The sequence below is a fragment of the Yoonia sp. genome (assembly GCF_046292185.1).
Classification (GTDB): Bacteria; Pseudomonadota; Alphaproteobacteria; order Rhodobacterales; family Rhodobacteraceae; genus Yoonia.
The window spans coordinates 1-11854 of sequence record NZ_JBKBQY010000098.1; the positions used below are offsets into that span (position 1 = coordinate 1).

The 11854-nt window shown below is 59.9% G+C and carries 11 protein-coding genes; 8 read left to right on the forward strand and 3 right to left on the reverse strand.

Annotated elements, in window-relative coordinates; genetic code table 11:
- The 3 genes from topA to tldD all read right to left on the reverse strand — a co-directional run.
- On the reverse strand, positions 1 to 1970 hold a 1970-nt coding region (gene topA / locus ACK4TM_RS14775; protein ID WP_409702606.1), incomplete at its 3' end, for a type I DNA topoisomerase.
- 156 nt (positions 1971 to 2126) lie between these two features.
- A complete protein-coding gene (dprA, locus tag ACK4TM_RS14780) occupies positions 2127 to 3254 on the reverse strand; it encodes a DNA-processing protein DprA (protein ID WP_409702608.1) in 1128 nt (375 codons plus the stop codon).
- Between the two features lie 194 nt (positions 3255 to 3448).
- The gene (gene tldD / locus ACK4TM_RS14785; RefSeq protein WP_409702610.1) at positions 3449 to 4870 is read right to left on the reverse strand and encodes a metalloprotease TldD; all 1422 of its coding nucleotides are present in this window, start codon (positions 4868 to 4870) and stop codon (positions 3449 to 3451) included.
- Positions 4871 to 5053: 183 nt separating this feature from the next.
- Between tldD and coxB the strand changes: the two genes are divergently transcribed.
- The 8 genes from coxB to ACK4TM_RS14825 all read left to right on the forward strand — a co-directional run.
- The gene (gene coxB / locus ACK4TM_RS14790) at positions 5054 to 5881 is read left to right on the forward strand and encodes a cytochrome c oxidase subunit II (protein ID WP_409702612.1); all 828 of its coding nucleotides are present in this window, start codon (positions 5054 to 5056) and stop codon (positions 5879 to 5881) included.
- Positions 5882 to 5970: 89 nt separating this feature from the next.
- Entirely contained in the window at positions 5971 to 6909 is a 939-nt protein-coding gene (gene cyoE / locus ACK4TM_RS14795; RefSeq protein WP_409702614.1) for a heme o synthase, read from the forward strand.
- Complete coding sequence (locus ACK4TM_RS14800) at positions 6903 to 7106, forward strand: hypothetical protein (RefSeq protein WP_409702616.1); 204 nt, start codon at positions 6903 to 6905, stop codon at positions 7104 to 7106. Before cyoE ends, ACK4TM_RS14800 begins: the two co-directional genes overlap by 7 nt.
- The gene (locus tag ACK4TM_RS14805; RefSeq protein ID WP_409702618.1) at positions 7103 to 7717 is read left to right on the forward strand and encodes a cytochrome c oxidase assembly protein; all 615 of its coding nucleotides are present in this window, start codon (positions 7103 to 7105) and stop codon (positions 7715 to 7717) included. The genes ACK4TM_RS14800 and ACK4TM_RS14805 overlap by 4 nt, the downstream gene beginning before the upstream one ends.
- Positions 7718 to 7742: 25 nt before the next feature.
- Positions 7743 to 8546, forward strand: coding sequence for a cytochrome c oxidase subunit 3 (locus ACK4TM_RS14810; RefSeq protein ID WP_409702620.1), 804 nt, complete (start codon positions 7743 to 7745; stop codon positions 8544 to 8546).
- A 77-nt stretch (positions 8547 to 8623) separates the two neighbouring features.
- Positions 8624 to 9307, forward strand: a complete 684-nt coding sequence (locus ACK4TM_RS14815) for an SURF1 family protein (protein WP_409702622.1) — start codon at positions 8624 to 8626, stop codon at positions 9305 to 9307.
- A gap of 3 nt (positions 9308 to 9310) precedes the next feature.
- Positions 9311 to 10696: a threonine synthase gene (gene thrC / locus ACK4TM_RS14820; protein ID WP_409702626.1), complete on the forward strand. Its 1386-nt coding sequence runs from the start codon at positions 9311 to 9313 to the stop codon at positions 10694 to 10696.
- Positions 10693 to 11854, forward strand: a 1162-nt coding sequence (locus ACK4TM_RS14825) for a M16 family metallopeptidase (protein WP_409702624.1), incomplete at its 3' end; no start/stop codon positions are given. The genes thrC and ACK4TM_RS14825, both read left to right, overlap by 4 nt.

An 11854-nucleotide genomic window follows, 5' to 3' on the forward strand; every position in this document is an offset into this window, starting at 1 on the left:
ATACGGATTTCATCGCCGGCCTCATGGCCCAGCAATTTTCCATCGGGCGGGATGGCGGATTTTTCAGCCTCCGGATCAGGCGGACCGAAGGGACGGGTATAGCGGCATTCAGGATAGTTCGAACACCCGATGAACGCGCCACCGGACCGCGCCGTGCGCATCGACAACCGGCCGGCACCGCAATTGGGGCAAAGCCGGGGATCGGTGCCATCTTCGGTCGGGGGGAACAGATGCGGTTCCAGCACCTCATTGATCTTTTCCAGCACTTCGGTGATCCGCAGATCGGCGGTTTCAGCAATGGCAGCGGAAAAATCATGCCAGAATCGATGCAGCACCTTTTTGTAATCCGCGTCGCCCGCGCTGACCTCGTCCAGTTGGTTTTCCAGATCGGCGGTGAAATCATAGCCGATGTATTTCTGGAAATAATTCATCAGGAAGGCCGTCACCAAGCGGCCCTTGTCCTGTGGGATCAGGCGGTTTTTGTCCTTTTCGACATAGCCGCGATCCTGAATCGTGGTGACAATCGACGCATAGGTCGATGGCCGCCCAATGCCCAATTCTTCCATCCGCTTGACCAGTGTCGCCTCGGTATAGCGGGGCGGCGGCTGGGTGAAATGCTGTTCGGGATCGACGGATTTCTTCACCGCCTTCTCGCCCTCGGCCAGTTGCGGCAGGCGCTTGTCATCTTCATCAGTCGTGTCATCGCGCCCTTCTTCGTAGATCGCGATGAAACCGTCGAAGACCATGACCTGTCCGTTGGCGCGCAGAATGACCTGACCATCTGCGCTGGCGATATCGACCGTGGTGCGTTCCATCTGGGCGGCGGCCATCTGGCTGGCCAAAGTGCGTTTATAGATCAGGTCATAAAGCTTGCGCTGATCGGCATCCTTGATATCGGCCTGATCTGCGCCGATCATCATCTCGGTCGGGCGGATACATTCGTGCGCTTCCTGCGCGTTCTTGGCCTTGTTCTTATAAATCCGTGGCTGGTCGGGCAGGTATTTCGCACCGAATTTCGCCTTGATCGCATCGCGCGCGCCGGTCACGGCCTCGGGCGCCATATCGATACCGTCAGTCCGCATATAGGTGATCAGCCCGGCCTCGTACAAACGCTGCGCCACGCTCATCGTCTGCTTGGCGCCCATGCCAAATTTGCGGCTCGCCTCTTGTTGCAGGGTCGATGTCATGAAGGGCGGGCTGGGGTTGCGGGTGGCTGGTTTCGCCTCCACCGACGTGATTTTCAAGTCGCGCGAATTGATCGCCTGCACGGCCATTTCGGCCTGGGTTTCGTTGCCCAAATCGAATTTATCCAGCTTTTTGCCGGCCAGCGTCGTCAGCCGCGCCTCGAACATCTGGCCGCGCGAGGATTCGAGCTGGGCCTTGACGGTCCAGTATTCCTGATTGCGGAACGCCTCGATCTCCATCTCGCGCTCGACGATCAGGCGCAGGCAGACCGATTGCACGCGACCTGCGGATTTCGCACCGGGCAGTTTGCGCCACAGCACCGGCGACAGATTGAACCCCACCAGATAATCCAGAGCGCGGCGGGCCAGATAAGCCTCGACCAAGGGCGCGTCGACCTGACGGGGGTTTTTCATCGCCTCGGTCACGGCAGTCTTGGTGATGGCGTTGAACACGACGCGGCTGACCGGGGTATCAGCGCGGATCGCCTTTTTGGCGGTCAGGGCTTCGGTCAGGTGCCATGAAATCGCCTCTCCCTCGCGGTCGGGGTCGGTGGCGAGGATCAGGGCGTTGTCTTCTTTCAGCGCGTCGACGATCGCTTTGATGTGCTTTTTGCTGTCCGCGGCAATTTCCCATTTCATGTCGAAATCATCGTCCGGCAGTACCGATCCGTCCTTGGGCGGCAGGTCGCGGACGTGACCGTAAGAGGCCAGAACGACAAAGCCCTTGCCAAGATATCCGTTGATTTTCTTGGCTTTTGCGGGGGATTCGACAACAACAACGGGCATGGGAATCCTTTATCTGCGGGGCTTGCGTTAAGTCGCGCAAGATGTGGCAACTGCTGCGCGAATGTCAATGACGCGAAAAACGCCAGTCAAAACGCGGGCTGGGACCCGTCGGCCGTGCCCAGGTTCCCGCAAAAAATCCTGGTTCCAAGGCCGCCGCTAGCCTGCCCGTGCCAGCAGCCCGCCCGCCTGCCGGATGATCTTGCCGTCGAGTTCCAGATCGATCAGCGCCGGTGCCACCTGTGTGGCGGGCACGGCGAGATCGCGCAGCAACTGGTCTTCGGCGACCGGGGCCGCGCCGAGGCGGGACAGGATCATCGCATGCAGGGCTGCAATATTGCGCAGCGCCGGGCGTGGCTGCGTCACAGGTGCAGGTGCCTGCGACGCAGCAGCGCGTGGTGCCAGCGCCTCGATCACGTCATCCGCTGACCGTATCAATGTCGCGCCATCGCGGAGAAGCATGTTGCAACCCGCCGCACGTGCATCGAACGGGTGTCCGGGCACGGCGAACACGTCGCGCGCCTGATCCAGTGCATTGCGGGCAGTGATCAGGCTGCCGGATTTTGCTGCCGCCTCAACCACCACGACCGCTTGGGCGAGACCTGAAATAATACGGTTGCGCGCTGGAAAATGCCGCGCCTGCGGCTGCAACCCCATCGGCATTTCCGACAATCGCAACCCGTCTTTGGCAATATCATGGGCCAGGCCCGCGTTTTCCGCCGGGTAGATCACATCGACGCCGCCAGCCTGCACTGCCACGGTGCCACCGGCGAGCGCGCCCAGATGCGCAGCCGTATCAATGCCGCGTGCCAGCCCTGACACGACGACATAGCCCTGATCCGTCAGGTCAGCAGCCAATTTGCGCGCCATCCGCGTGCCCAGCGATGACGCGTTGCGCGCCCCGACCAGGGCAATCATCGGGCGCGTCAGAAGGTCGGCCTGCCCCAGACACCATAGCATTGGGGGGGCGTCGGAAATGTCGCGCAGGGTGGCCGGGTAAAGCGAATCCTGATCCATTAAAAGCCGCGCGCCAGCGGCCTTGCCTGCCTGCAGTTCGGCACGGATCACGCCAAGGGGGCAGATTTCATAATCGTCGACGCCGGCCGCGCGCGCGACGTCGGGCAAGGCCGTCAAGGCATCGGCAGCCGTGCCATATTCCGCAAGCAACCGCCGATAGGTCGCAGGCCCGACGCGGCGGGATCGCAATAGGCGAAGATGGCTGACCACATCCTCTTCCGTGGTGGGGGGGAGTGGGGGGGTGGTGGAAGAACGTGCTGGTTGTCTCATCCCTTGCTCCGCCTATTGCTGAACAAGGATTAGATGTGCAGCCTTAACAAGGCATGAATCGCGAAGGGAATTTTCGCACGCAGCGTGAACCTATTTCAACGCATTGATTCAAAACAGATTAATATGCCTTATAATATCCACCCCGTCGAGACTTAGGGGTGGAATCGCCGGGACATCGTGCGAATCGGCCCGCCTCAGGCCGCTGCCCCACCCACGGTCAGCCCGCCGATCAGCAGGCTGGGCTGGCCGACGCCGACGGGCACCCATTGCCCCGCCTTGCCGCAATTGCCGATGCCGGGATCGAGGGCAAGATCGTTGCCGATCCCACGGATCTGCTGCAGCGCCGTCGCGCCATCGCCGATCAGGGTCGCGCCCTTCACCGGCGCGCCGATCACGCCGTTCCTGACGCGATAGGCTTCGGTGCAGGAAAACACGAATTTGCCGTTGGTGATATCGACCTGCCCGCCGCCGAAACCCACGGCATAGATCCCGTCCTTCAGATCCGCGACAAGGCTTTCGGGGCTAGCGCCGCCTGCCAGCATATAGGTATTGGTCATGCGCGGCATCGGCGTATGGGCAAAACTCTGTCGGCGTCCGTTGCCGGTGGGGGCGACGCCCATCAGCCGTGCATTCTGACGGTCCTGCATGTAGCCGACCAGCACACCATCTTCGATTAGCACATTTCTGCCGCTTGGCGTGCCTTCGTCATCCACCGTGATCGAGCCGCGCCGGTCGGGGATGGTGCCGTCATCGAGCACCGTCACACCTTTGGCGGCGATCTGCTGGCCCATCAGCCCGGCAAAGGCGCTTGATCCCTTGCGGTTGAAATCGCCTTCCAGCCCATGCCCGATCGCTTCGTGCAGCAAAATACCGGGCCAGCCGGGGCCAAGCACGACATCCATCACACCGGCAGGGGCGGGTTCGGCATCTAGATTGATCAAGGCGATGCGCAGCGCCTCGCGCGCCACGGGTTCCCAATGGTCGCGGCCGATCAACCCGATCAGCCCGACGCGACCGCCGCCACCCATGCCGCCGGTTTCGCGTTTACCGTTCTGTTCGACGATCACGCTGATGCTGATGCGCGACATCGGGCGGGTGTCTGTGACGATGGTGCCTTCGGGGCGCAGGATCACGACCTCTTGATGCGAGGCACCGATGCTGGCCGAAACCTGCACCACACGCGGGTCGAGCGCCCTGGCAAAGGCGTCAATCTCGCGCAGGACATCAATCTTGGCGGAAAATGTTGCCTGGCCCATCGGGTCGTCATCGCCATAAAGCTTGCGGTTGGTGCCCGCAGGCCCATCGGCCAGTGTCCCGCCGCCGTCCTCAACGGCCAGCCGGGCGGTTGCGACTGCACGGCGCAGGGCATGTTCATCAATCGTGGTGGCATGGGCGTAACCGGCGGTTTCGCCGCGCACCGCGCGCAGCCCGAACCCTTCGGAGGCGTCATAACTAGCGTTCTTGATTCTTCCATCGTCGAGCGACAGCATCTCTGACTTGCGCCTTTCGATGAACAATTCACCGTCATCGGCACCGGCCACAGCCTGGCGCAGCAGATGCAGCGCGCTACTTTCATCAAGGTGAGTGTCAAAAGGACGAAACGGGATGCTTGTCATGGAAATATCCTTCGGCGGCGGTGATCTGCGGGAAAAAAAGCGTCTGTTTGCCGCAACAGCAGTTCTTGAGTTGTGCGTCAGGATATGGGACATGGACGCATCAAGACAATGGGATTCCGCCCGTAGCCCGCGCGGACTGACCGGGGACCGGTGCCAAAGGGTGCCAAGATGTTAGGGTATGAAATGCGACTGAACTCCTTTGCAACTTCTGTTTGGACCTCGCTGGGGCTGATGCTGGCCGGGTCTTCCGTGATGGCGCAGCAAAACGTCGGGCAGGGACTGGAAATCGTCGGACAGCCGATAAACGGGGCGATGGGGTTTCAGCCTTCCGCGACCGAATTATCGCGCGATGTCGTCTGGCTGGACAGCATGTTGCTGGTGATCATCACCGTCATCACGCTGTTTGTGACCGGCCTTCTGGCCTGGTGCATCATCCGCTACAACGCGCGGCGGAACCCGAACCCCGCCACCTTTACCCATAATTCCCCGCTGGAGATCGCCTGGACCGTGGTGCCGATCGTCATTCTGGTCTTTATCGGTGCGTTTTCCCTGCCGGTCCTGTTCAAGCAGCAGGAAATCCCGGAAGCGGATATCACCATCAAAGTAACCGGGTTTCAGTGGTACTGGGGCTATGAATATATTGACGAGGGCGTAAGCTTTGAAAGCTTCATGCTGGAACGCGACGAGTTGGAACAATTCGGGTATGAGCAGGAACATTACCTGCTGGCCACCGATACCGCTGTCATCGTGCCGATTGGTGCAACTGTCGTGATGCAGGTGACTGCCGCCGATGTGATCCATTCCTGGACCATTCCCGCCTTTGGCGTGAAGCAGGATGCGATCCCCGGGCGTCTGGCGCAATTGTGGTTTGCGGCAGAGCGTGAAGGCGTTTACTTCGGCCAGTGCTCAGAGCTTTGCGGCCAGGCACATGCCTATATGCCGATCACCGTCAAGGTTGTCAGCCAAGAGGCTTACGACGCATGGCTGGCCGAGGAACAGGGGCTGTCCTGATCGGTTATGTCCCAATCGTAAGGTGGATCACCCACCTTAATGGCCCGCAGCGACCGGACCGGATTTCACTTCGTAAAGACCTATAATCGATGACCGATATGAGCGCCAATGACCGAAGCTACGAGGCAAGCATGGGAGATTATTTTGCCCTGCTGAAACCGCGTGTCATGTCGCTCGTCGTGTTCACGGCATTGGTAGGGCTGCTGGTTGCGCCGGTGCCGGTGCATCCATTTGTGGGTTTCGTTGCGATCTTGTGTATCGCGGTCGGTGCCGGCGCGTCGGGCGCGCTGAACATGTGGTGGGACGCGGATATCGACGCGCTGATGAAGCGCACCGCTGGCCGCCCGATCCCGTCGGGACGTGTTGCCCCGGGCGAGGCGCTTGGGATCGGGCTGGCCTTATCGGGGTTTTCCATCGTTATTCTGGCGCTTGCGACAAACTTGCTTGCCGCAGTTCTGCTGACCTTCACGATCTTTTTCTATCTTGTCGTCTATTCGATGTGGCTGAAACGGGCGACGCCGCAGAATATCGTGATCGGCGGCGCGGCGGGGTCGTTTCCGCCGATGATCGGCTGGGCGGTCGCCACCGGTGGGGTCAGCATTGAATCGGCGCTGATGTTCGCGCTGATCTTCATGTGGACGCCGCCGCATTTCTGGGCACTCGCGCTGTTTGTCAAATCCGACTATGGGCGCGCCGGCGTACCGATGCTGACCGAAACCCATGGGCGGGATGCCACGCGCAAACAGGTGCTGATCTATACCTTGCTTCTGGTGCCTGTCGCGCTGGGGCTTGGACTGACTTCGATCGGGGGGCCGGTTTACATGGCGGTCGCCGTGGTGATGAACGCATGGTTTCTCAAAGGTGCGTTTGACATCTGGCGGCGCGATGATGCGGCCTGCGACGCTGACAAGCACCGGGTCGAGATCAACGTCTTCAAAGTATCGCTCTATTATCTTTTCGCGCATTTCGTGGCCCTGCTGGCAGAAGCTGCGCTGCGCCTTTATGGACTGGGAGGCTGGTCATGGTGATCCGCGTCGAACACGAACTTCACGAACGCCGCAGGGGCCGCAACACTGGTGTCGGGCTGTTGCTGGTAGGGTTTATCGCAATTGTTTTTGGTCTGACCGTCGTCAAAGTGCTGCAGCTTGACGATATCCGCCAGTTCGAGACATTTGACCATGTCGTGCGGCCGCAGTTGGTCCCTGAACCGGAGGTGGTGGAATGAAACTGTTCCCTCGTTTGCAAGGCAAGAACCGGACAGCCGCGCAGACCGCTGGCGTCGTGGTGCTGATGGGATCGCTCGCCTGGGCGTCGGTCCCGTTTTATGACTGGTTCTGCCGGGTCACAGGCTTTGGCGGCACGACCAACGTCGCTGTGGGTGACAGCGACGTGATCCTGGATCAGACGATCAAGGTCCGGTTTGACGGGTCGCTTGCGCGTGACATGCCTTGGACCTTCACGCCTGTCCAGCGCGAGGTTGAACTGCGTATCGGTGAGACTGCCCTGGTCTTCTACGAAGCGCATAACCCGCTGGACGTTCCCGTCGCCGGGCAGGCCGCGTATAACGTGACGCCCTACGAGGCCGGTGGATTTTTCGACAAGATCGAGTGTTTCTGCTTTACCGAGCAGGTATTGGCACCGGGTGAAACCGTGTTGATGCCGGTCAGTTTCTATGTGGACCCCGCCATCGTGAACGACCGGGAAGGCAAGTTTGTCCATACGATCACGCTCAGCTACACTTTTTATGAAATCGATGTGCCGTCTGATTATGTGCAGGCCGCTGCCGATGCCACCGCTTTGACACCGGCGCCACAAGACGCCATAGACACTTATTAAAGACAGCCGATAGGGAACGCACCAGATGGCCCACACCAAAGACCACGATTATCATATCCTGCCACCTTCTGTCTGGCCGTTCATCGCCGCGATCGGGGCCTTTGTCATGCTTTTCGGCTCTGTGCTGTGGATGCACGGGTCTGGCCCATGGATATTCCTGATGGGTCTGGCCGCTGTGCTTTACGTAATGTACGCGTGGTTTGCCGATATGGTTGCCGAAAGCCGGGCAGGGGATCACACACCTGTCGTGCGCATCGGTCTGCGCTATGGCTTTATCATGTTCATCATGTCCGAGGTGATGTTCTTTGCTGCCTGGTTCTGGTCGTTCTTCAAACACCAGATGTACCCGATGGAAACCTATTTCGGCACCGAGTATGTCAAACCGGACATCTATGCGATTGACCCGTTCGGACTGCCGTTGATCAACACTCTGCTGCTGCTGATCTCGGGCTGTGCCGCGACATGGGCGCACCACGCGCTGGTGCATGAAAACAACCGCAAGGACCTGAAAATGGGTCTGATCCTTGCCATTGTTTTCGGCGTCATCTTCACTGCCTTTCAGGCCTATGAATATTACATTCTGGTCACACAGGACGGCTATACGTTCGGCGGCGAAATCCACTATGCCAATTTCTTTATGGCGACAGGTTTCCACGGCGCGCATGTGGTGATCGGCGCGATTTTCCTGCTGGTCTGTCTGATCCGTGTCGAGAGGGGCCATTTTACCCCGGAAAAGCATGTCGGTTTCGAGGCGGCGATCTGGTACTGGCACTTTGTCGATGTGGTCTGGCTGTTCCTTTTCGCGGCGATCTATATCTGGGGCGCGTAAGCCGGGGCATCCCCGACCGACCCAATATCTTCAAGCGCGCGGGTCTGATCCGCGCGCTTTTTCCTTCAAGGCCACTTATGCTGCGTAAAATCATATTCCCTTTACTATTGGGCCTTGCCGGCTGCGGGGTGCTGATCTGGCTTGGCCTGTGGCAGGTGGACCGGCTGGCGTGGAAGCAGGGTATCCTTGAAAATATCAACGCAAGAATAGCCGCCGACCCGCAACCGTTCCGCACCGACGTGACCGAGGCTGCGGATGAATACACCAGCGTCAGCCTGTCAGGCCGGCCTACGGGCGAAGAACTGCATGTGCTGGTATCGGGCACCAGCGCGGGCACCGGGTATCGCGTGATTTCGCGGTTTGAAACCGATGACGGTCTGGCGATCCTGCTTGATCAGGGCCTGCTGCCGCTTGAGGCAAAGGATGCAGCCCCCCCCTCGCTGGCACCGATGCAGGTGACGGGTACCTTGCTTTGGCCCGATGATCAGAACAGCAGCACGCCGGACGCCGATCTGGCCGCCAACATCTGGTTTGCGCGCAATGTCGATACGATGTCGGCCCATCTTGATACGCTGCCGCTGATGGTGGTCGTGTCGGAGGCAACGCCCGCCGACCCGCGCCTGACCGCATTGCCTGTCGCCACTGCCGATATTGCCAATGACCATCTCAGCTATGCGATCACATGGTTCTTGCTGGCTGCTGTTTGGGCGATTATGACGCTGTTTCTGATCCTCCGCACCCTACGGACAAAGGACACCTGAGTGATGCGCTATATCTCGACCCGTGGCACGGCCCCCGTGCTGACATTCGAACAGGCGATGCTGACCGGCCTTGCACGCGACGGCGGCCTGTATCTGCCCGAGGATATTCCGACCCTAACGCATGCCCAGATCGCCGCAATGGCGGGCAAATCTTATGAAGAGGTCGCGTTCGAGGTGATGCGCCCGTTTATCGGTGACACATTCACCGATGCGGAGTTCAAGGAACTGATCGGGCGTGCCTATGCCGGTTTCGGCCATGCTGCACGGGCGCCCTTGGTGCAGGTCGACAGCAATCATTACCTGCTGGAATTGTTCCACGGTCCTACCCTGGCGTTCAAGGATTTCGCCATGCAGTTGATCGGCCAGATGTTTCAGGCCGCCCTCACCCGTTCCGGTGACCGCGTGACCATTGTGGGTGCCACATCGGGCGATACCGGATCGGCGGCGATCGAGGCGTTTCGCGGGCTGAAGGCTGTCGATGTCTTCATCCTTTACCCGCATGGCCGCGTGTCCGAAGTGCAGCGCCGTCAGATGACCACGCCGACGGAATCGAATGTCCACGCGCTGGCGGTCGATGGTGATTTCGACGATTGTCAGGCGCTGGTGAAGGATATGTTCAACGATTTCACTTTCCGCGACCATGTGCGTCTGGCGGGTGTCAATTCGATCAACTGGGGCAGGGTGCTGGCGCAGGTGGTCTATTACTTCACCGCCGCCGTCAGCCTTGGCGCGCCGCACCGGCAGGTCAGTTTCACCGTACCGACCGGCAATTTTGGCGATATATTTGCGGGCTTTATCGCCAAACAGATGGGCCTGCCGATTGCCGATCTGGTCGTGGCGACCAACCGCAACGACATTCTGCACCGGACCTTGCTGACCGGCGCCTATACCAAAGAAGGTGTGACCCCCACGATCAGCCCGTCAATGGATATTCAGGTCAGCTCCAACTTTGAACGCGCGCTGTTCTATGCTTACGGGCAAGATGGCGGGGCGGTGGCGGGCCAGATGGAAGACCTCAGATCCGGCGGTTTTACCATTTCGCAAGGTGCTTATGAGATGCTGACCGCGACCTTCAAATCGGGTCGCGCGTCAGAGGAAGACACCAGCTCCGCAATCAAGGCCTATCACGCAAACCACGGCGAATTGCTGTGCCCGCATACTGCCGTCGGCGCGCATGTCGCGCAAAGCCATCTCGGCGACGTGCCTATGGTCACGCTGGCCACTGCCCATCCCGCGAAATTTCCCGATGCGGTTAAGGCCGCATCAGGCATTTCTGCACCATTGCCTGCGCGCATGGCGGACTTGTATGACCGCCCCGAACGGGTCACACGGGTGGCGCGCGACCTGACCGCCGTGCAAAACGTCATCAAGGAACGGATCACAGCTTGACCATTCAACAGCATACTTTGTCCAACGGGCTGCGCATTGTGACCGAGCAGATGCCGGGCCTGAAATCCACCAGCATCGGCATCTGGGTGCTGGCTGGCGGGCGCCACGAACGGATCGAACAGAACGGCATTGCGCATTTTCTGGAACATATGGCGTTCAAGGGGACAAAAACCCGGACCGCTCTGCAGATCGCCGAACAGATCGAGGATGTGGGCGGCTATATCAACGCCTATACCAGCCGCGAGATGACCGCCTATTATGCCCGCGTGCTGGAAGACGATGTGGCGCTTGGCCTTGATATCATTTCTGACATCCTGCTGAACCCGCTGTTTGACCCGTCCGAGATCGAGGTTGAACGCGGTGTGATCCTGCAGGAAATCGGCCAGACGTTGGATACGCCTGACGACATCATCTTCGACTGGTTGCAGGAAGAAGCGTACCCTGACCAGCCCCTTGGCCGGTCGATCCTTGGTCCTGCGGAGCGTGTCAGCGCCTTTGCCCGGGGCGATCTGGATACGTTTGTCGGCGAACATTACGGGCCGAACCAGATGATCCTTGCCGCTGCGGGTGCCGTCGATCACGACGCCATTGTCCGGCAGGCCGAGGCGACATTCGGCCATCTGCCGCGGGTTCACCGTGCAGCCAGCTTGTTGCAACCCGCCCGTTTTCGGGGCGGTGAACGGCGCGAGACCAAGGCGCTGGAACAGGTGCATTTCGCGCTGGCGCTGGAAGGGCCGACCTATACCGACCCTGCCATCTATACCGCGCAGATCTACGCGACCGCCTTAGGTGGCGGCATGTCCTCGCGATTGTTTCAGGAAATCCGCGAAAATCGTGGCCTGTGCTATACGATCTTTGCGCAGGCGGGTGCCTATGAAGATACCGGCATGACCACGATCTATGCGGGCACCAGCGCCGAACAGATCGCAGAGCTGACCCACGTCACGATTGATGAGATGAAACGCGCCGCCGATGACATGTCCGATGCGGAGGTCGCCCGCGCCCGCGCCCAGATGAAGGCAGGCATGCTGATGGGGCTGGAAAGCCCGTCGAACCGGGCCGAACGGCTGGCGCGGCTGTTGTCGATCTGGGACCGCATTCCGGGTATCGACGAAACGATTGCCCATATCGATGATGTGACAACGGCGGATGTGAAAT

Coding starts and splice junctions, on each gene's coding strand:
- cyoE (WP_409702614.1), top strand. CDS start 5,971: ATGACCGATATGAGCGCCAATGACCGAAGCTACGAGGCAAGCATGGGA.
- ACK4TM_RS14800 (WP_409702616.1), top strand. CDS start 6,903: ATGGTGATCCGCGTCGAACACGAACTTCACGAACGCCGCAGGGGCCGC.
- ACK4TM_RS14810 (WP_409702620.1), top strand. CDS start 7,743: ATGGCCCACACCAAAGACCACGATTATCATATCCTGCCACCTTCTGTC.
- ACK4TM_RS14815 (WP_409702622.1), top strand. CDS start 8,624: ATGCTGCGTAAAATCATATTCCCTTTACTATTGGGCCTTGCCGGCTGC.
- thrC (WP_409702626.1), top strand. CDS start 9,311: ATGCGCTATATCTCGACCCGTGGCACGGCCCCCGTGCTGACATTCGAA.
- coxB (WP_409702612.1), top strand. CDS start 5,054: ATGCGACTGAACTCCTTTGCAACTTCTGTTTGGACCTCGCTGGGGCTG.
- dprA (WP_409702608.1), bottom strand. CDS start 3,254: ATGAGACAACCAGCACGTTCTTCCACCACCCCCCCACTCCCCCCCACC.
- tldD (WP_409702610.1), bottom strand. CDS start 4,870: ATGACAAGCATCCCGTTTCGTCCTTTTGACACTCACCTTGATGAAAGT.
- ACK4TM_RS14805 (WP_409702618.1), top strand. CDS start 7,103: ATGAAACTGTTCCCTCGTTTGCAAGGCAAGAACCGGACAGCCGCGCAG.